Source organism: Daeguia caeni, assembly GCF_042653845.1.
Taxonomy (GTDB): Bacteria; Pseudomonadota; Alphaproteobacteria; order Rhizobiales; family Rhizobiaceae; genus Brucella; species Brucella caeni.
Genome location: NZ_JBHSEL010000034.1, coordinates 1 through 19,365, shown reverse-complemented (window position 1 = coordinate 19,365; position 19,365 = coordinate 1). Strand labels below are relative to the sequence as shown.

The following is a 19,365-nucleotide window of genomic DNA, read 5'->3' as shown; positions in this document are numbered from 1 at the left end:
AGGGTCAGCACCTGCTGTTCGGAAAGATCGGCAAGCCGGGTCTGCCAGCCGATCTCCTCCATGATCTCGGCGACCGGCTTCATTGCGCTGCGGATCGCTGCCTGCTCAGCTTTGGTCGGATCGATCATCACGCAGCCCTCGCCAGATCCTGTCCGTCCGCACCGAAAACTAGGCTGCGGATGGCATTGCGGTTGAACTGGAAGGACAGAAGAGCGGATGCCTGATAGCGGGTCAGCCCGAAATCGTGCCGGTAGTCGGCCGGAAGGTACGCCAGCTGCCGGTCGGTGGGCGGCTGCGACAGCCAGCGCCTGGTCTTGTGGGCGCTCTCATCGGATTCGTGCTCGTTCAGCCAGTCGTCGGCGGCGGCGAGGCACACCATGCGCTCACCGATCGCCAGCAAGCGCGGTTCGAGCCCCTTGGCGCCGCCAGCCGCATACCAGCGGCCATTCAGGAAGAAGACACCGGCCCATGCGGAGAAACCGTTGGCCATCAGTGCTGCATCGTCACCGAACAGGTCACACCACTGGAAGCTGGAGCGCTTGAGGAGATCGATCTCCGACATGACGAAATCGCCGAGCGGAACATTGCCGCCGTCGTCGCCGATGCTGTCGAAGACAAAACCGCAAAGCGGGCATTCCTGACAGCCGATTGGGATATCACTCTCGCATTGCGGGCAGCATTTGGTCGGTGCATCGCCGGAAGCATCAACGCCGACGAGATCGACCTCTTGCTCAAGCGAGCCGTGCATCAGGCTCGAGGTGCCAAAATCGAGCACGATGCAGTCGGTCTTGATGACGCCCGGATGCTCGTTGGGATCGACGGTCCTCAAGCCCCGCCCGACCATCTGGATCATTGTCGATTTGAAGGAGCTCGGACGCAGCAACACTACGCAGGAAGTCGGCGGATGATCCCAACCTTCGGTCAGCACGGCAACATTGACGACAACCTGCAATTCACCCGCGGCATAGGCTGTAAGCACCGCCCTGCGCTCGCCATCTCCCATCTCGCCATGGACCAGACCGGCGGTGATGCCGGCAGCGTTGAACGCATCGGTGACGCCGCGCGCATGATCGACGGTCGAGCAAAACACCACACTCTGCCGATCGGCGGCCTTGTCCTTCCAGTGCTTGACGACCGCATCGGTGACCGGCGCGCAGTTCATGATGCGCTCGACCTCACCCATGTCGAAATCGCTGGCGGTCTTGCGCACCCTGGCCAGTTCGTCCTTGACGCCGACGTCGATGACAAAGGTCCGGGGCGGCACCAGATGGCCGGAACGGATCAACTCGCCGATGCGGATCTGATCGGCGACATTTGAGAAAACCTCGCGTAGGCCCTTGCGGTCGCCACGGTTGGGCGTCGCTGTGACACCGAAGATGCGGCAGGACGGATTGGCCTTCAGTGCCTGATCGATAATGCGCCGGTAGCTGTCGGCGGTGGCGTGATGCGCCTCGTCGATGACCAGCAGATCGAGCGCCGGCATGGCGGAAAGATTGGTGCTGCGCGATAAAGTCTGCACCATGGCGAAGGTGACATGGCCGTTCCAGGATTTGTCACTGGCATCGACAACCGAGGTGGTGATGTCGGGGTTGACCCGGGCGAACTTGTCCCGGTTCTGTGCGGTCAGTTCATCACGATGGGCGAGCACAGCCGCCTTTGCGTCCGTATCGCCGATCATCTTCCCGGCGACGGCCGACAACATGATGGTCTTGCCGGCGCCGGTCGGCGCAACGCCGAGCGTATTGGCGTGGGTGTCGAGCGCAGACAGGCTACGCTCGACAAAGAGTTTCTGGCGGGGACGAAGCAACATGGCCGGACCCTCGCTCTATTGTGCCCATGACGGGCGCGCCGAGGGCGCCGTGCTCTGCTGCCTGGCCTCGGCATAGGCATTGCCCTGCGGCGAGCCAGCCTGTGCCGCACTGGTCTGCTGCCCAGCCCGGACCATGCCCATGATTGCGGCATAGTCCTTGTGGTCGGGCGTCACGGCAGCACGGACTTCGTTTTTGTCGTCACCATTGGCATCCGTGCCAATGTCGATGCGAGCGACGAACTCCAGGCCATCGAGATCGGCAAAGCCCGAGATGCGGCGTGCGACCTGTGCTGCCTCGCTCTGGTCCTTGTCGGAAAGGCCGCGGGCGGAGTTGAGCATGCCCCGGACAAAAGCCCGACCCATATTGGCCCAATCGGGACCCTTGGGGCTGTAAAGGCCGATCAGCGTGAAGATCTTGCGGCGGGCATACGGACCTTCCAAGATGGTGAATTCGCCATTGAGATAGACGGCGCCGGTCGAGCCGCGCGTGGCATAANTGGTCTGCGCGTCGTTGAAATCGTTCCATGCCGACATGGGTCAGGCTCCTTGTTCTTGAGCTGTGGTGGAGGAGGTTTGGGAAGGGGTGGTCGCCGAGGGCGCGGCAAAGGCCTGGCGCGCGGCATTGCGGATCTTGTCCATCAGCCGGCCAAGATCGGGCTGTTCGATCATGTCGAGCCGGCCGGAGCGGTCCTTTGCGGGAAAGCCGAACGGGTTCAGCGTCTGGCAGATGAAGGCGCGGTAGGGCTCGCCCTGATCGTCCTTCAGCTCGACCATGCTGATGACTTCATCGACGATGCCGGGCAGTTCGAGGCCGGTCTTGGCGCCGTCGATCTGCGGCACGAACAGCTTGCGATTGAAGTCGTCGAGCTTCTCGTCGAGGATGCCGACGAACCAGATGTTCTTCGAGCGCGTGTGCTGCAGATGCGTCAGCCAGGCGATCATCTCGCGGCCATGCAGGCCGTAGGCGCCGCGAATGTCGGGCTTGCCGGTCTTGTCGGAGAACGCCTCCGGCTGACCCTTGGCCCACTGGAAGCAGAGCCGACCGGCAACCGTGATCGAGTCGATGAAGACTGTCTTGTAGCGATCGAGCTGGCTCGGATCACCGAGCCCGGCGACGACCGCATCAAAATGCGCCTGACTATAGGCCTGATCGTCGCGCAGCGCCGGATTGGGGCCGCCAATGAAAACTGCGAAGTCGCGGCATTCATCCCAAGTGTGCGGACGGATCGTATTGCCGGCCCAGCCCTCGATGGCGAGATCACCGGCTTCCAGATCCATGAACAGTGTGGTGGCGGGATCAAGCGTCCACAGCAGCGACGTCTTGCCGATGCCGGACTTGCCGAAGATGCAGCCCTTGATACTGCGCGGTGCTGCCATCCGTTCGTCGATGGTGATGATAGGAAGTGTCATGTTTGCCACCCCTACGCCGATGCCTGATGGCGGCGACCGGGGGTGCTTTGGCGAATCTGTTCCGCCTCAAACGCCTCTACATCTTCAAGGCGATAGACAACGCGGCCACCGAGTTTGACGAATTGCGGGCCTTCGCCCGTCCAGCGCCAGCGTTCCAGCGTGCGATGTGAAATGTTCCAGCGAGCAGCGAGCTCGATCTGGGAGAGGTGTCTGGTAGCCATCTCGTTCTCCATGGGTGTTTGAGAAAACCTGCGGAGAGGATGGCAGAGGACCAAAACTGGGTCGTCGGGATCGAAAGTGGATCGTTAGGGGATCAGAATCACCGTTCCTTACGCGCAGAGGGGGATGGGCAAGGGGACGGCAGGCGGATGCGCCGGCATGGAATTGCGAAAAAGCGGCGGAACCGGGCTTGAGAGGAAGATCAGGAGAACCTGATATTGAGACGATATCGTCCGCGCCGATCGGACTGGATCAGCTTGCGCCATTCCGGCTGCGTCTTGAACAGGTCCGACATGCGCGTGCAGGAAGAGCCGGCTTCGGCCAGAACTGCCTTGCCATGCTGCCAGGGAAATCCGCGCATGGCTGCATCATGAAGAATGCGCACGACGCGCGCCTGGATCTGCCCCAGCATGAACGTGTGGTCACCGAGAATGATCTCGCTGAAATCGTGCCGTTGCTCGAAGATGAGCTCGGACGTCCGCCGCGTGCCGCCGAGCCCGTGCTTGGCTTCGGCGCGATCGCGCTCCTCGCGCCGGACGACCAGCTCGTCCTTGCGGATCAGGAGCCCTTCCTCGGGCTGCAACACGACACAATAGCGATCCTTCGGGGCATCGAAGTGAACGATCCGGAGGGCTCCCTCGTGAAACAGCCTGTAGGCATCATGGGTGCGCAGGTCTTGGAGTCCATGGAAGGGGGACTGATCATCGGGAATGTTGCACCATTGACCCTCGTCGACCTCCTCATAGCTGCCTTGCTCGAGGTGGGCGCCATAGAGGCGAACCGATACCTTTAGCAGGCCGTTCTCGGCGAGGTACACCAGATCCCGCTGCGGCACTTCCCAGCGCTCTTCCAGCTCCTCCAGTGCAAAATAATCCTTCTCGATGGTCGCCATACTGTGCGCCCCCGCCCAAAAATTGTTCTCATTATGTTCTATTTGCTTGACGCGGATGAATCAATCCTTTTTAATCCACAAGATCCACATACCGGACCAAACCCATGAGCAACACGATTGCCGAACGACTGAGAGCCCGAGCCGAACAGCTGGGGCTGAACGCGCGCGAGGTAGCTGAGCAGGCACGCGTCAACAGGTCCTTCGTCTACGACATCATGCGTGGACGCTCTGAGCGGCCAAACCTGGAAAAGCTCGACAAGGTTGCCGCGATCATCAAGGTCGATCGCAACTGGCTCCTGCATGGCAAGGGCATGATCGAGGGCGATGAGCCTGCCCTGCAGGAAGAGGCGGACCCGTTTGTGGCTATTCCGTCGGTCGAGGTGACGGCATCGATGGGTGGCGGCAAGCTCGTTGCGGATGAAGTGGAGAACGGCGAGCCCTACCACTTTAAAAGCTCGTGGATCACGCATCGCCTGCGCGCGAACCCGGCAAACCTGCGCATCATGCATGTCGAGGGCGACAGCATGATGCCGACCCTGCACGACGGAGATGTCGTGCTGGTCGACCTCGCGCGCTGCATGCCGACCCCACCGGGAATCTTCGTGCTGTTCGACGGCATGGGGCTCGTCGCCAAACGCCTCGAGCACATCCCGAATTCGGAGCCGCCGCAGGTGCGGATCATTTCCGACAACACCTTCTACAGCCCCTATGAGCGCACCGCCGAAGAGATCAGGATCATCGGACGAATCCGCTGGTTCGGCCGAGAGATCTGAGTCGGCTGGTTCTTGCCTGACGTCAGCACTTTTCCACCGGCGCGCGCTTCGATCCAATGCGTATGAATTCGCGACAACCAGACAAGCAATTGAAATCGCTTGTATTTACAGGTTTTGCATCTACCGTTCTCTGATCAGGATTGATTGCGAACGGTCTCATGCACAACATTTCCTCCGCCCCGAACCCCTTGTCGCCCGACCGCATGACGGCCGATGAGCGGCTTGGTGAAGTCGGCGCGATCCTCGCCGCCGGGCTGAGGCGTGTCCTGGCCGAACAGTCCAGTTCTTTATCTGCAACCGGCAGAGAGAGTTCCCTCGACATTCTCGCTCTCAAACGCCGTGCTCGTCGTCGCAAACCGAGCAACCGAGTTGGAGAGCAATGATATCGAAAGCGACGAAACGGGCGGGGCCCGGACCGAAACGACAGCACGAGAGTGCCGTAACGGACACGCCGGTGCTGGCCAGGCTGGCAGCGCTGAAGCGCATGTCGGTCAGGGAACTGAAGGTCGAGTGGGAGGCGTTGTTTGATACGCCGGCACCGAACAACAGCCGCGGCAATCTGGAATTGCGACTTTCCTGGCGCATCCAGGAGCTGGCGCTTGGTGGTCTGTCCCGGCAGACGGCCAAAATGCTGGATCTGCTTGCCGACGAAGTCGACGGCAAATCCAGCAGCAAGGCGATCATCGCCGACCCGCGCAATCCGGTTGTCGGCACAAGGCTGGTGCGTGAATGGGACGGCGCAGAACATACCGTCACCGTGCTGGGCGATGGTTTCGAGTGGCAGGGACGACGGTTCAAATCGCTATCGGCTGCTGCGCGCGCGATCACCGGCAGCAACTGGAATGGCTACCGGTTCTTTGGCCTTGGCGATGCGCGCAGGAGTGAACGATGAATATTCAACAGCCCCAGCGCCGCTTGCGCTGCGCGATCTACACGCGCAAATCTTCCGAGGAAGGCCTCGAGATGGAGTTCAACTCGCTCGATGCCCAGCGTGAGTCCTGTGAGGCCTATATCGCCAGCCAACGCTCGGAAGGATTCGCTGCCATTCGTGAACGCTATGACGATGGCGGTCACTCCGGCGGCACGCTGGAGCGCCCTGCATTACAGCGGCTGCTGGCTGATGTCGAAGCCGGACTGATCGACGTCATCGTCGTCTACAAGATTGACCGGCTGTCGCGATCGTTGATGGACTTTTCCAAGCTGGTCGAGATTTTTGAACGCAATCAGGTGACGTTCGTATCGGTCACCCAGTCTTTCAACACCACGACGTCGATGGGACGTCTGACGCTCAACATCCTGTTGTCCTTCGCTCAGTTCGAGCGCGAGGTGATCGGCGAGCGCATTCGCGACAAATTCGCAGCTTCTCGCAAGAAGGGCATGTGGATGGGTGGCTTCGTGCCGCTCGGCTATCGGGTCGAAAACCGCAAGCTGCTGATCGAAGAATCAGAGGCCGCCACCGTTCGCATGATCTTCGAGCGGTTCGTCGGTATCGGTTCGGCCACGGTGCTGGCGAAGACGCTGGCTGCCGAGAACGTGCGCACACGACGCGGCAAGCCAATCGACAAGGGCTTTCTCTACAAGCTCCTCAACAACCGGGTCTATATCGGCGAGGCGGTGCACAAGGGCACATCCTATCCCGGCGAGCATGAGGCCATCATCGACCGTGCGCTCTGGGACAAGGTGCACACCATCCTGCAGACCAGTCCGCGCCAGCGCGCCGGAAATACGCGCTCGCAGACACCGGCCCTGCTCAAGGGGCTGATCTTCACCGACACCGGCTCGGCGATGACGCCCACGGCAACCAGGAAGGGCAGCAAGCTCTATCGCTACTATACGTCCATGGACCTGATCCGGAGCCGGACGACGGAAGCGGCAGGGCCGCAGCGACTTCCGGCAGGGATGGTGGAGGGCGCCGTCATCGATGAAATCCGACGCATGATCGCAACGCCCGAGGTTCGAGCGCGGGCGCTCGCGGCGGTGAAATTGGATATACCGGACGTCGACGCCAAGGCAGTCATCGCCGCTCTTGGCGAGTTCGATGCTTTGTGGGCGTCGCTGTTTCCGGCCGAGCAGGCGCGCATCGTCCAGCTGCTGGTGGCGCGCATCACGGTTGGCTCGACAGGTCTCGCTGTCGACCTGCGTCATGACGGCATCGGCTCGCTCGCCCGCCAGATGATGGCACCGCAGGCGGGAAGGAGCGCGGCATGACGGACAATACCATCCGTGTGGTGATCCCGCTCACTGTCCGCAAGAAGAACGGGCGCCCGAAAATCCTGCCGCCGGCCGACCATGGACTCGCCAAGGCACGGACGCAGGATGCGCATGTGCTACGCGCCATCGCCCGCGCATGGAACTGGCGGCGCAGGCTCGAGCGCGGCGAGGCGTCGACGATTGCCGATATCGCCACCGCAGAGAAGGTGACTGACCGCTTCGTCAGCCGCATGATGCGGCTGGCCTACTTGTCACCAGAGGTTCTTGAGAAACTGCTCGTCCACCGCATACCGCCAGCGTTGGCGCTCAACGATCTGATTGCGGTTGCAGACCTGCCATGGGCGGAGCAGATGGGGCCCGTGTTCGCTATTTCACGACCGATAGCCCTGGGGGATTGACCACGTCCCCGCCAGCCTTCACTGAAACAGAATGATTGGCTGCGGTGCGTTGGCGCGGATGCCAGAGTATTGGTGAGGTCATGGATGACACAAAAGCCGAAACCGCCAGCAGCGGACGAAAAGCATATCCGACGGCTGCTCGAGAAGTACTCCTGCCCGGTGCCCTATCATGAGGTTCGCACCCGGTTTCTTGGCAGCATCGCGACGCCCGTGCCTGTACAGCCATTGCAGATCGTCAAGGATCTCTGGGGCGGCGAGTTGCCAGAGTTCGAGAGCATGGATGCCGTCAACGAGCTGATCGGTGCCCTGATCAACGGTCTGTGGAATTCCCTGACCCGCCATCAGAAGCGCGCCGACCCGTTCCGTCTGACGCGGACCATAACTGGTTCGACCCGCCAGGAGCTTGGTGACCTCGCCCTGCTTCGCCGGCAGGAACTGGATGGCTTCGTCGAAGGGCTGTTCAATGGCCAGGACAGGATCGACCTTCCGGGGAAAGCCAGTTCTGCGCTCGATACCCTCGGCGAAATCCGCGCGATGATGGCCGGCATCAGTGAACTGGCCAAGGACGACGGCAAATCAGCTAAGGCCGACGATCTTGATCAAACGTTCAATCATGTTCGTGAGCTGACGTTGATCATTGAAAAGGAGATCAACATCGTCGTGCTTGATTGCACCCGTGCACGTCGGCAGGTGATGAAAAGTGGCATCGGTTTCCCGCCGCCGACCCTGCATTGACGTCGGGTTGGTCGCCGATCAGTTCCTCGCCCGGCGCCACCCAGCCGCATGCGCCTCGTCCTCGGTGCAGAACCAGCGCTCCCCCTTGCTCTCCGATATCCTGGTCTTGTCGTAGTCCTGCTGGCCCGGCACGTGATAGATCCGCGTGCCGTCTTGGCTGATGTTGCCTTTGATCTGACAGCCAGTGACTGGACTCGTAGATGCTGCGGGTTGTGGAAGGAGGTGCTGCTGCGCATCGATCGGCACTGACAGGGTGCCAAGAATCTCGGTTTGCGGGCCGCGATGGCGCCAATCCCACGGCGCAATGAACGCGCCGGACCACAGACCTGCCTGCTTTGTGCGCGCGGCTTTTTCTTCGCCAACATAGATATCCGAGTAGCGCCTGAATGCGAGCGCCCAGCCGCCGGCTACCATCGCGGCGTTGATGTCCGTCTCGCCGACAAAGCAGGTCATGATGCGTCGGCCATAGCGGTCTATGTCATTGCCCGTGCAGGTGACCGAGCGTCCCTGAACCAGGCGAGCCAGCGCATCGCGGGCGGCGATCCCGCAAGTGTAGTTTTTTTCGGCTTTGTTGATACAGACTTGGTCAGTCTCCGGCGCATCGATGCCGTTCAACCGGATCCTCGTGCCCTTTATTGTAATGGTGTCGCCGTCGGAAATTCTCGCGGTGCCTGTTATTGTCGCTGCCGTTGCTGCGGCAATCGGATCTGCAAGCAGTAAAGTAGCGATCAGAAGAATCAGGGCGGGGCGATGAATCATGGGGGTATTGTCTGACGTAACAGCATGGATTGAAAGGCGGCGACAAATGAGACGGCTGTTCCAGGATGACGCCCGCCAACTGGTCGAACGGGATCCCGTAACAGCCTACTATGATGCGCAACGGGCTGCAGCTCGGGCCCGATTTGCCGGTGACGGCCGCTCCTTCCTGCACTGGGCGAAAGTGGCGGCAGAGGTCGCGCGGATCAGCAATGCGTCGATGGACTACGAGATCGTTAAAAGGATAGTCGACGAAGAGGAAAAACGGGCAAGGCCATCGTAATGAAATTGATCTAAGCGGCAAAGAGGGCGACCATAGATTAGTCTAGTGATTCGAGTTGGAGGAAAACTAGGCAAAGCGAATTGCCGATGTAGATCGCCAAGCGCGAAGGGGGGGGGCAATGCCGGGGGTGATACACGAAGAAGAGTTGGCTGGGTGGAACCCGGAAACGAGCGGGACGCGCGTTCGGCTTCGCGATAATCCGGGCAGGCAGGGAACAACGACCGGAAGGGTTAAGAAGGCAGGCACTTTCCTGTTGGTCGAAGTGGATTTCGGCCCCAATGAAAAGCAATACAAGCGCTACGAGCTGCTGGAGCCCATCGCGGAGGAGGTGCAGATTTTCGATCTGCTTGAGGGCGGTTCATTCGGCGGCCCCAGCGACCTCAGGCGGGTTTTGACCTTCGAGAAGATCAAAGGTGAATTGACCAACGTCTTCTATTCGATGGAAGCCAGCAACACGGACTTCTATCCGCACCAGTTCAAGCCGGTCATGCGGTTTATCGAATCCCCGATCGGCCGGATGCTAATAGCCGACGAAGTCGGCCTCGGGAAAACAATCGAAGCAACGTATATCTGGAAGGAGATACAGGCCCGTCATTCGGCTAGGCGGCTGCTGATCATCTGTCCCGCCATGTTGCGCGAGAAGTGGCGTGAGGATCTGCGCAAGCGTTTCAACATAACCGGCGAAATCGTTTCCGCGAGCACCCTTTATGAACGGGTCAAGGACATCGCCAGCTACAGGAGCGCGGAGTCATTCGTCTACATCACCAGTCTGGAAGGATTGCGTCCCCCCGCGAACTATGACGATGAGAATGTCGGCGGCGTCAGGGCGCAATTTGCTCGCATTCTCGACCAGAACACGGCCAGCGAGGAGTTTGCCCTCTTCGACCACGTCGTTATCGACGAGGCCCACTATCTCAGGAACCCCTCGACCGCCAACAACCGGCTTGCCCGGCTGCTACGAGAGGCATCGCATCACTTTGTGCTGCTGACCGCAACGCCGATCCAGATCGGCAGCGACAACCTTTACCAGCTTCTGCGTCTGATTGATCCCGATCAGTTCTACGATTCATACCTTTTCGGGGAAATGCTTTCGGCGAACTCCTGTATCGTGCGCGCGCAGAGGGCATTGTGGCAGCAGCCGGCCGATGTTCCCGCAGCGCTGAAGGCAATCTCCGAGGCGGAGAAGTCCGACTATTTCAAGAATGACGCCGTCCTTGCCCGCATCAAGGAGCATCTTCGCGATGACGCCACCGATGCCGAACGGCGCGTGGAGATTCTCCGGCTTCTGGAATCGCGCTCGCTCCTTTCCCAGTACATGACCCGAAGCAGGAAGCGCGAAGTTCTGGATCGCCGCGTCGAGCGGGCACCCCAGGTTCTCAGCGTCAGGTTCAGCGCGGACGAAAAGCAGCTCTACGACCATGTCACCAGCCGCCTGCGCGATGAAGCGGCGGGAAAAACCGGCGTGTCGCTATTCTCGTTGATCGCGCGGCAGCGGCAGATGGCGAGCTCGATAGTCGGCGCGCTGGAAAGCTGGGGCGACAAGGGCCTCATCGAAGAGCTCCTGTGGGAAGACTTCGGGATTTCGCCGCAACTCCGTTCAGAGCCGCCGGGCAATAAAGATGGCGACGATTCGGTCGATGACGTCCCGCCCGACATGGGCCTCAAGCACGAGCTGGGCGCGCTGGAAAAGGGCGATGAAAAGTACCGCGCGCTCCAGCAGTTTCTTGCGAATGAGCTAAGACGGAACCCGCGCGAGAAGTTCGTCATCTTCGCCTTCTATCGCGGCACCCTCAAATATCTGGCGCGCCGTCTGAAGGCTGACGGGATCAATGCAGCATTGATCATGGGGGATATGGGTAAAGACAAGGACGATCTGATCCGCGCCTTCGCCCGACCCGACGGGCCGTCAGTCCTGCTCTCTTCCGAAGTTGGAAGCGAGGGCATCGACCTTCAGTTCTGCCGCTTTATCGTGAACTACGATCTTCCCTGGAACCCGATGAGGGTGGAGCAGCGCATCGGCCGCCTCGACCGCCTGGGGCAGAAAGCGGAACGCATCTCGATCATCAACATGGTGGTCGAGAACACGATCGAAGACCGCATCCTGATGAGGCTGTATGATCGCATCAACGTGTTCCGGGAGAGCATCGGCGATCTCGAAGACATTCTCGGGGAAGTGACGGAGCAGTTGCTCGTCAATCTGCTCGATCCGACCCTGACGGACGAGGAGCGCGAGCGAAAATCCTTCGAGGCGGAACTGGCAATCTGCAACACGCAGCGGGAGCAGCAGCGCCTGGAGGAAGAGGCGGTCAACCTTGTCGGGTTTTCCGACTACATCCTCGACCATATCAGCGATAGCCGCGAAAAGGGCAGATGGCTGAGCGCAAGCGAGCTACAGTCCCTCGTTGAGGACTTCTTCGCGCGCAATTTCCCCGGCACCAAATTCGAGGCCGTCGCGGGCGCGGAATATGCCTTGCGCATTAATCTCTCGGAGGAAGCGCGGCGCTCGCTGGGTTACTTCATATCGGAGGCACGGCCATCGACGAGAACGCAGCTTCATCGAAGCGGCAGGCCGATCCTTTGCATTTTCGACCCGCGCCGCGCCGACGAGGTTTCCGCCGAAGCGGAGTTCATCGAGCCAAGCCATCCCCTCATACAATGGATACGCTTCAGCTACGAGGACGACCAAAGTCAGCTCCATCGCGTTACCGCGATAAAAGTCCCGGCGCAGGATGCCGGCGTGCCTCCAGGCGACTATGTATTCAGCGCCCATCGCTGGTCATTCAACGGCCTGAAATCCGATCAGTCACTTGCCTTCAGGGTGAAGCCGCTGGGAAGCAGTCGCACGCTTTCAGCCTCGGAGGCCGAAGCGCTGATTACCGTTGCTTCGCGCGCGGGCGAGAAGCTGCCGAACGCGATCAATGTGCTCCCAGACATCGAGATCATCTGCGAGGCAGCCGTAGAATGCGAGGAAGCGCTGGGGGATGCATTTTCGGAGCGACTTTCCGATTTTGAGGCGGAGAACAAGGTGCGCTGCGATCAGCAGCGCACCAGCGCCGAAAAGCTCGCTAGCCGCCGCATCGAAGGCTTGAAAGCCCGCGTCGCCCGGTTTCGCGCGGAAGGGAACCTGCGCCCCGTTGCGATGACGGAAGGTCTCGTCAGGAAAGAGGAGGAGCAGTTGAAGACCAAGCTGGATCGCGTTTCACGGCGGCAACAGGTCGATCCGACCATGATCCCGCTTGCGGCGGGCGTTGTGAGGGTTGTCTGATATGGCAAGCTGGCGTGACAGGCTCAGATCGCTTCACGAGCGCGTGTTTGGCAGGGCGGGAGTTCCGCCATCCTCTTCCGAGCCGGACGTAAGCGCGGCATCAGAGGACGAGCGGCCCGGCGTTACGGAGCCTCCCGTTCCTGCGCAGGCCGCGCCTGTCGTTGCGGAGAAGGCGCCCGTAAGCCGGGCAAGAGCCCGTACGGGCAAAGCTCCAACAGCCGCCAAGACGCAAGGCAAGTCGGCGGTAGTCGCATCAAATGTCATTCCGCCACAAAGCGTGCCCAAAGCAAGGCCGCTTGCGATCAATCTCGGCATAGATTTTGGAACGAGCTTCACGAAAGTCTGCTTTCGCGACCTCGGCAGTGAGGTATCGGGAACTGTTGCTGCCGGCAAGGGCGGCAAAGAAGCCCTTGTACCCTCCATTGTCGCGATCGGTTCCGATGGACGGCTGTTCCTTGGCGACAGCGTTTCCGGCAAGCGATCCACCGTCATTGTTCCTTACCTAAAGATGCGCCTTGCGGGTGGGCCGATCGGCGAACGCCTGCCCACGTTCGAGGGCATCGACCTGAACAAAGCCGAATCCGTCGGGGCGCTTGCCGCGTGGTTTCTTGCGACGGTGATCCACCGCAGCCAGCAATGGCTTGCCGTCCACGAGGCAGACAGGCTGAAGAATCGCGGCGCGGCCTGGTCGGCCAATGTGGGTGTCCCTGTTGAGCACTACGATTCACAAGCACTTGCGACGTTTGAAGAAGTGCTTGGCGTCGCCTGGCTGTGGGTCAAGGACGATCAGGTGCCGGAAACGCTCCAGCAGGCGTTGTCGTCATATGGGGCTACTCAACAGCGCCTTGTGGCCGAGGTTACGGACTTTCATGCAGTGCCGGAAATTGCTGCGGCGGTGCAATCGTTCGTCATGTCCCGTGAAGCCGTCCCGGGCATCTATGTTTATTTCGACGTTGGCGGCGGCACAGTCGATGGCGTCGCGTTTAATTATCTGAATTTCCGGGGGGAGCGACGGATCAACTTCTATTCCGGCAAGATCGAGCCTTTGGGCGTCTCCGCGATTGGAACGGCCCTATCGAAAGGCGTCACAGGTGAAATCGACGCTGTGGCACTGGAGAAGCTCCTGAAGAGCTGCGCGCCATCGACACTGACCGAGTTCGTTCAGAGAATTCGCAGGCTCGTCGGTTACGTCATCATGACCGCGCGGCAAAAGGACGGCCGGAACTGGCAGGAAGACGCCTTCCAGAGCGCCGACTACGAGAGAAAGTTCATCGGCAAGCTATCGAGTTCTCGCATGCGCCCACTAATCGTTTTCATGGGCGGCGGCGGTTCGAACTCCGCTTGGTATAGGCAATCGATAGAGTCTACCTACAAGGCCTTCCAGCACCACAACGCGGGCGTTCCACCATATAAGCTGGTGGAGGTTCCCCGCCCCAAGGACTTCATCGTGCCGAAAGGCGGCGCCGATGAGTTTGTTCGCTACGCCATCGCCTACGGCCTGTCGTTCCCCTTTGGGGAGGGGCCTGACATAGGACTGCCGAGCCAGTTCGGCGAAGCCGAAAAGCCTCGCCAGTGGACGCCTCCCGGTGCGTTCGATTACGCGAACAGCAAGGATTACTGCTGACCGGCAACTAGTTGTGCTGTTACACAGTCTGCATCGTATCGTAGGTCTCACCTTTTCGACAAGATTCGCGCCGTTCCGCCCGGTAACGCCCACCTCGGGTGTCTCTGCTCGGGCTGTTTGGCGGCGGTACCCGTTACAATTCGAGCGTAGTGCCGGAACGGCAGTGCATTGAAATATCGTCATCTTTTCCGACCGAACCAAGTCGATCGAGGTTCGCTCGGTTAGAGACGAAGGGCCGTTCAGAGACGGAAATTGGACACGGCGCCAGTCTCCAAGGTTCGGGCGCCTCGGCTAAACACCTTTGAAACAAAAAGAAATTTTGGCCCTGATTTCCCGTTGCGGCGAGTTCGTTACATGATAGTGGCGGAGGGAGAGGACTCATCCTCTAACTCTCTGATAAGCCATGGCGAATCGCCCACAACTCCCGCCCACTCCCAAGCATTTCCTCGTATGCGCAGCTTTACGCAGTTCGCAAACGCGAGCGGCCAGCCGCGCTCATGCGGACATTTCACGTAGCCCCGCTCACCATTGCGCAACAATCTGACTGGTTTGTGCAAAGAATAGCGCTCACGAGTGAATCCAGGAGAATCGTGGCGAATTGCTTCGTAACTCTTGGTGCTTGTGCCACTCCACAAAAAACGGTCTACTCCGGCTACAAGCTCCCCACACGTGGATCACCCTGGCATCCGGGACGAAGACCACACGCCAATTGTTCAGCCGAAACCGCATGCACCAGTCCAGGTCCTCGCAGTGCAGAAAATAGCCTTCGTCCCACAGCCCTACATCCTCCACGGCCTCGCGCTTCACCAACATGCAGGCACCAGAAATGGCCTCCACGGGGTTGGGTTCAAGCGGTAGCGGCTCCTTATGGAGCAAAAAATCAGAGAACAGAGCGGGAAACCACTTGCCCAAGTGCGACAAGCCGAAGGCCCGCATGAATGCACGCCTGGGCGTGGGAAAGACTCGGCGCCCACCCGGCTGCTCAGAGCCATCCGGGTTACACAGCAGCCCACCCACCATACCGATTGAAGAGTCGCTTTCCAGCACGTCCATCATGCGCCGCAAGCTACCCTCGGCAAGCACGCTGTCTGGGTTGAGGAACAACAGGGTGCTGGCGTTGGAAGCGCGAGCACCAATATTGCAAGCGGCAGCAAACCCCAGGTTCTGGCCGTTTCGAATAATGGTGACGCGCACATCGCTGATCGAGGCCGACAAATGGGCAAGGCTGTCGTCGTGCGAATCGTTGTCTACAACAAACACATGGCAAGCGCCTTCGGCTAAAACAGACTGCACGCAGTCGGCGAGCAGATTGCCAGCGTTGTAGTTGACGATGACTACGTCAGTGCTCACGTCGCGTACCCTCCATCTGGTGCTCGAGGTGTTGTCTTGGAGTCATCATCTGGACGCTGTCACACAGATAGCCGAACAAAAAAGCGGGCACTTTGGGGTCTTTCCAGACCACGCGATCGAAGTAGGCGTTGAACTCTCGCAGGTAGTTGATATGTCCCAGGGCAACGTCACCGGAAAGGTCGGCGACACACCGACCACCCTGCTTCCATATGCTTTTGAGCTGATCGAGCGGCACAGGGAAATCTGCCAGACCGAACGTGTGGACCGAAGCTGTCTCTGTGGCCGAAGAGCGCCAGCGCTCCAGGTGCTGGCGCAAGACCGCGTTCGTCTTGCGAAGCTGGCTGACATGGTTACTTCTGGTGACCGAGCGACTGTGGATTCGGTGTTGGTACAAGGGTTGGGCCAGGTAATACAGCTTGTGAGCCTGTGCGATGCGCAGCGCGAGGTCCCAGTCCTGAACGCCCGAATGCTTGTCGTCACAACCTCCCACAGCCTGATAGACACTGCGACGTATGACCTTCAAATGCGATGCGACCATTCCATCCAGGAGGTCATCGGGGATCTGGTCTTGTGACTTGAACTTCAGCCGCTCGTATCCCCCGTAGCGGGCGACACGGAGGGTTTGACCCGTTTCATCGACGTCGATACGGTCAGTGAACAGATAGTCCACGTCAGGCTTGGACTGCAGTGTCGTCCAAACCAATTCCAGAGCGCCTGGAACGAGCGCATCATCGCAGTCGAGAAAGGCCACAAACTCGCCGCTGGCCATCTCAACGGCCAGATTCTGGACTCTGCTGATACCTGCGTTACAAGGTTCTTTGTGAACAATCAGTCGGGGATGCTTGTCGCGCAGCTCATCCATCAGCAGCGAGACACGCGGGTCAGGTGAGCCGTCGTCAATACAAATGATCTCGAAGGCTGCCTGCCCCTGTTCGGCCAAGGAGCCCAGGCAGGTCCGCAGATAACCGAAGTGGCCGTAGACAGGCACCACCACGCTGATGGTCGGCTGCTGTTGCAGCGGGCTCAGAGAAGACAGCGCTTCAAGAATGGCGCACGCCTCCTGCCGGGCCTGAAGGCTAGGCTCTTCGGCAGGCGCAGGCTCAAGTGAGACTTTTTCCGGATCGGAAGAGGCGGCCTGTCGACGCGCAATTTCGGCCCGGTAGCTGGGGTTTGAGCGATAGCACTGCTCGAACCATGAAACGACCGATTCGAAGAAAAGGGGTTCTCGGTGCGCTACCTTTTCGTTGATCTTCAGTCCGGCTTGAAGCCAGGCCAGCCCCATGTTGACATAGGAGCGCCGCATGCTCGTTTCGTGTTGCCGGTAGATCGCCCAGTGGCCTTCAAGGTAAGCGATACGCGCTCCCGCGAGGGACAGGTGGGTCCAGAACAACCAGTCTTCCTTGGCTCGGGCGTGGGTGTCAAAGCGGAGCTCAGGTGTCAGCACGGTGCGACGGAACACGCCGGCGTGAATGGGGATCACGAAACCGCGTTCCCAACGGTAAAGAAAATCCTGCTCACTTATTTCGAAGCGCGCAATGGCCTCCTCAGTCTTGGTGAACATTCCACGTGCTTCATCACACAACAGGTAGTTGCAGACGGAGACGTCCAGCTCCGGATTGATCTCGAGCTGAGCAACCTGGGCATCCAGCTTGCCAGGCGCGATGAGGTCGTCTGCGTCCAGAAACTGCACGTACTTGCCTCGTGCCAATGCAATGCCGGTGTTGCGCGCTCCGGAAAGCCCCTGATTAACCTGCCGATGGACACGGACGACGCCCGGAGCCAGCATTTCCGCGCGGGCCAGCTGGTCAGCGATGCTCGGATCGGTGCTGCCGTCATCCACCACCAGGATTTCCATGGGGCAGGTCCCTGCCGACAGCGCCGACATCACGCTTTGCTCCAGGTAGTGTCCCTGATTGAAGCAGGGGATGATGACCGTCACCAGGGGCGATGCACCCTCGTTGTACGTACCTGCCGCAGGGTCTGGTCTACCGGCGGGTGGCAGGTAATTGGGCAGCTCAGCCACCCCCTTCACAAAGCCAGACCATCCGTGGCGCTCTTGGATCAGCTTTTGCAGCTTGCTCGCGCGCAGGAGTGATTGGGCCGGATCGGAGGCGACTTGCTGCAAGGCCTGCTCATAGTCGGCCACACTGGGTTGCTCGGGCAGCGGATAACCGGTGGTCTCGTCGATGAGCTCAATGACACCGCCCACCGTGGGCGCAATCACCGGAATCCCCAGTGCCCCCACTTCCAGCAGGATATTGGGCATTCCTTCCCAGCGGGAAGTGAACACGAAGGCGTCAAACTCGTAGCGTTCCAGCCACTCGAGCGGCGACGTGAAAGGGCCTTCGTAGCTCAGGTTGGGCATTTCAGGCAAGGCCGCCTGATCATTCAGCACCACCTGCCCAAACACCCGGAAGTCGGCAAACTGGCAGCGACGCACGAGCTCCAGGAACAGGTCGACACGCTTTTCGGCGTCCAGACGACCGGCCCACAGAACCTGAGGCCGTCGCCTCGGTTGCGAGCTATCAACAGGAATCGTTTGGGACTGGCGCCTTTGCAGAGCACCCACAGGGGATTCCGGCGAACCGTCGAGCAACACACGGCACGGCTGATAGAGAACAGCCATGCGTGCCGTCTCGGAGGCCGACAAGGCGTATTCCCGCGCTGCATCCTTCAGAAAACGCTGGTTGTCTGACAGAAGCCCTGCCAGGTGGGGCATACCTTTCTTGAGAAAGTAGGCGGCATAGCCGATCTTTGTGCGATGGTCAGGAGCGAACTGAAAAGCAAAGATGCTGGCGAACAGACGGGTGTATCGTTCCAGTTGCGACCCGTGGGCCAAGATCAGATGCCAGGCCACTTCGCTGTTGATGTTGTGGAAGGTGTGCGGTTGACAGGCCCTCAGCAAGTTGTGTAGCAAAGTCTGCTTGCGTTCGTAGCCAGATGGTACGGACAGGTACCTGTCCAGAACCACCAGCAACACCCCAGGCGGCAACGGCATACGGTCGCTGACCAGATCTTTGTCCGTGACCAGAAGAACCACGGATTGATCGGGACGAAGCTCCAACGCGGCTCGGCACAGGTGTAGTGCGGCCCATTCAGCCCCCCCGGTCGTCAGAAAGGGCAAGGCTATCCAGAGGCGGGGTGCACCATGCCGCTCTGCATGAGCTGCCATGTCCTGCAGGATGGCTGCCAGTGCGAGTTCAAGGTCATGGTCTCGAGCGGCGTTGTCGCCGCGTTTGCCGGGACGCAGCACAGCACCGATGGATTTGAGGGAGATGCCCGCTGACTTGCCCGAAGTCAGGTCTGACAGGACTGGCTGCAATCGAGCACGCAAGCGCCATTTGGTCTCTTGCGACAAGGGCAGTCGGTGATAAATCGCCTTAGCAAGTGACAGCAAAGACGTCCTGGACGGCTTCTTCATGAGCGGTGTCTCGTGAAGCGCTGGCGGAGCGCTGCGAAAACAGCACCAAACTCGCCGCGAAACAGACGGCCCAGGACACGAAGTCCTCGTGTCAGGCGCCAAGATCGAGAGGCCAAAATGACCGAAATCTGCGTTGACAACGCCTCCACCCGCCCATGCAATTCCGCGTTCTCACTTCTTGTCGCACCCAGATCGCGTTCGGCCATCTCAGCACGCTC

At 60.0% G+C, this 19,365-nt stretch carries 17 protein-coding genes; 8 read left to right on the top strand and 9 right to left on the bottom strand.

The window, feature by feature from the left end:
- From ACFO1V_RS03465 to ACFO1V_RS03440, 5 genes are all read right to left on the bottom strand, one after another.
- Positions 1–128 (bottom strand): DUF6511 domain-containing protein (locus ACFO1V_RS03465; protein ID WP_380075058.1); only part of this gene is annotated, 128 nt, incomplete at its 3' end.
- Positions 128–1,810: a DEAD/DEAH box helicase gene (locus tag ACFO1V_RS03460; RefSeq protein ID WP_380075057.1), complete on the bottom strand. Its 1,683-nt coding sequence runs from the start codon at positions 1,808–1,810 to the stop codon at positions 128–130. The genes ACFO1V_RS03460 and ACFO1V_RS03465, both read right to left, overlap by 1 nt.
- 537 nt (positions 1,811–2,347) lie before the next feature.
- Complete coding sequence (locus ACFO1V_RS03450) at positions 2,348–3,220, bottom strand: ATP-binding protein (protein WP_374833633.1); 873 nt, start codon at positions 3,218–3,220, stop codon at positions 2,348–2,350.
- A gap of 11 nt (positions 3,221–3,231) precedes the next feature.
- Entirely contained in the window at positions 3,232–3,441 is a 210-nt protein-coding gene (locus ACFO1V_RS03445; protein WP_374833631.1) for a helix-turn-helix transcriptional regulator, read from the bottom strand.
- Positions 3,442–3,641: 200 nt separating this feature from the next.
- Entirely contained in the window at positions 3,642–4,331 is a 690-nt protein-coding gene (locus ACFO1V_RS03440; RefSeq protein WP_374833630.1) for a hypothetical protein, read from the bottom strand.
- 104 nt (positions 4,332–4,435) lie between these two features.
- Here ACFO1V_RS03440 and ACFO1V_RS03435 point away from each other — a divergent pair, with 104 nt between their 5' ends.
- From ACFO1V_RS03435 to ACFO1V_RS03415, 5 genes are all read left to right on the top strand, one after another.
- Entirely contained in the window at positions 4,436–5,104 is a 669-nt protein-coding gene (locus ACFO1V_RS03435) for an XRE family transcriptional regulator (protein WP_374833628.1), read from the top strand.
- A 379-nt stretch (positions 5,105–5,483) separates the two neighbouring features.
- Positions 5,484–5,996, top strand: a complete 513-nt coding sequence (locus ACFO1V_RS03430) for a DUF2924 domain-containing protein (protein ID WP_374833626.1) — start codon at positions 5,484–5,486, stop codon at positions 5,994–5,996.
- A complete protein-coding gene (locus ACFO1V_RS03425) occupies positions 5,993–7,312 on the top strand; it encodes a recombinase family protein (RefSeq protein ID WP_374833624.1) in 1,320 nt (439 codons plus the stop codon). Before ACFO1V_RS03430 ends, ACFO1V_RS03425 begins: the two co-directional genes overlap by 4 nt.
- A complete protein-coding gene (locus tag ACFO1V_RS03420; RefSeq protein WP_374833622.1) occupies positions 7,309–7,713 on the top strand; it encodes a hypothetical protein in 405 nt (134 codons plus the stop codon). Before ACFO1V_RS03425 ends, ACFO1V_RS03420 begins: the two co-directional genes overlap by 4 nt.
- Positions 7,714–7,797: 84 nt before the next feature.
- The gene (locus ACFO1V_RS03415; protein ID WP_367929848.1) at positions 7,798–8,448 is read left to right on the top strand and encodes a hypothetical protein; all 651 of its coding nucleotides are present in this window, start codon (positions 7,798–7,800) and stop codon (positions 8,446–8,448) included.
- 18 nt (positions 8,449–8,466) lie between these two features.
- Here ACFO1V_RS03415 and ACFO1V_RS03410 read toward each other — a convergent pair whose 3' ends face one another.
- A complete protein-coding gene (locus ACFO1V_RS03410; protein WP_374833620.1) occupies positions 8,467–9,207 on the bottom strand; it encodes a thermonuclease family protein in 741 nt (246 codons plus the stop codon).
- A gap of 46 nt (positions 9,208–9,253) precedes the next feature.
- Here ACFO1V_RS03410 and ACFO1V_RS03405 point away from each other — a divergent pair, with 46 nt between their 5' ends.
- From ACFO1V_RS03405 to ACFO1V_RS03395, 3 genes are all read left to right on the top strand, one after another.
- Positions 9,254–9,487, top strand: a complete 234-nt coding sequence (locus ACFO1V_RS03405) for a hypothetical protein (RefSeq protein ID WP_233290735.1) — start codon at positions 9,254–9,256, stop codon at positions 9,485–9,487.
- 262 nt (positions 9,488–9,749) lie between these two features.
- The gene (locus tag ACFO1V_RS03400) at positions 9,750–12,752 is read left to right on the top strand and encodes an SNF2-related protein (RefSeq protein WP_374833639.1); all 3,003 of its coding nucleotides are present in this window, start codon (positions 9,750–9,752) and stop codon (positions 12,750–12,752) included.
- A gap of 1 nt (position 12,753) precedes the next feature.
- Complete coding sequence (locus ACFO1V_RS03395) at positions 12,754–14,376, top strand: Hsp70 family protein (protein WP_374833618.1); 1,623 nt, start codon at positions 12,754–12,756, stop codon at positions 14,374–14,376.
- A 567-nt stretch (positions 14,377–14,943) separates the two neighbouring features.
- Here ACFO1V_RS03395 and ACFO1V_RS03390 read toward each other — a convergent pair.
- From ACFO1V_RS03390 to ACFO1V_RS03380, 3 genes are all read right to left on the bottom strand, one after another.
- A complete protein-coding gene (locus ACFO1V_RS03390; protein WP_374833616.1) occupies positions 14,944–15,726 on the bottom strand; it encodes a glycosyltransferase family 2 protein in 783 nt (260 codons plus the stop codon).
- Complete coding sequence (locus tag ACFO1V_RS03385) at positions 15,716–19,147, bottom strand: glycosyltransferase (protein WP_374833614.1); 3,432 nt, start codon at positions 19,145–19,147, stop codon at positions 15,716–15,718. Before ACFO1V_RS03385 ends, ACFO1V_RS03390 begins: the two co-directional genes overlap by 11 nt.
- A partial coding sequence (locus ACFO1V_RS03380; RefSeq protein WP_380075055.1) for a hypothetical protein occupies positions 19,144–19,365 on the bottom strand: 222 nt, incomplete at its 5' end. The genes ACFO1V_RS03380 and ACFO1V_RS03385, both read right to left, overlap by 4 nt.

Excerpts from the sequence above, each read along its gene's own strand:
- ACFO1V_RS03445 (WP_374833631.1), bottom strand. The coding sequence starts at position 3,441 with ATGGCTACCAGACACCTCTCCCAGATCGAGCTCGCTGCTCGCTGGAAC.
- ACFO1V_RS03430 (WP_374833626.1), top strand. The coding sequence starts at position 5,484 with ATGATATCGAAAGCGACGAAACGGGCGGGGCCCGGACCGAAACGACAG.
- ACFO1V_RS03410 (WP_374833620.1), bottom strand. The coding sequence starts at position 9,207 with ATGATTCATCGCCCCGCCCTGATTCTTCTGATCGCTACTTTACTGCTT.
- ACFO1V_RS03460 (WP_380075057.1), bottom strand. The coding sequence starts at position 1,810 with ATGTTGCTTCGTCCCCGCCAGAAACTCTTTGTCGAGCGTAGCCTGTCT.
- ACFO1V_RS03420 (WP_374833622.1), top strand. The coding sequence starts at position 7,309 with ATGACGGACAATACCATCCGTGTGGTGATCCCGCTCACTGTCCGCAAG.
- ACFO1V_RS03450 (WP_374833633.1), bottom strand. The coding sequence starts at position 3,220 with ATGACACTTCCTATCATCACCATCGACGAACGGATGGCAGCACCGCGC.
- ACFO1V_RS03405 (WP_233290735.1), top strand. The coding sequence starts at position 9,254 with ATGAGACGGCTGTTCCAGGATGACGCCCGCCAACTGGTCGAACGGGAT.
- ACFO1V_RS03415 (WP_367929848.1), top strand. The coding sequence starts at position 7,798 with ATGACACAAAAGCCGAAACCGCCAGCAGCGGACGAAAAGCATATCCGA.
- ACFO1V_RS03435 (WP_374833628.1), top strand. The coding sequence starts at position 4,436 with ATGAGCAACACGATTGCCGAACGACTGAGAGCCCGAGCCGAACAGCTG.
- ACFO1V_RS03395 (WP_374833618.1), top strand. The coding sequence starts at position 12,754 with ATGGCAAGCTGGCGTGACAGGCTCAGATCGCTTCACGAGCGCGTGTTT.
- ACFO1V_RS03425 (WP_374833624.1), top strand. The coding sequence starts at position 5,993 with ATGAATATTCAACAGCCCCAGCGCCGCTTGCGCTGCGCGATCTACACG.
- ACFO1V_RS03440 (WP_374833630.1), bottom strand. The coding sequence starts at position 4,331 with ATGGCGACCATCGAGAAGGATTATTTTGCACTGGAGGAGCTGGAAGAG.
- ACFO1V_RS03385 (WP_374833614.1), bottom strand. The coding sequence starts at position 19,147 with ATGAAGAAGCCGTCCAGGACGTCTTTGCTGTCACTTGCTAAGGCGATT.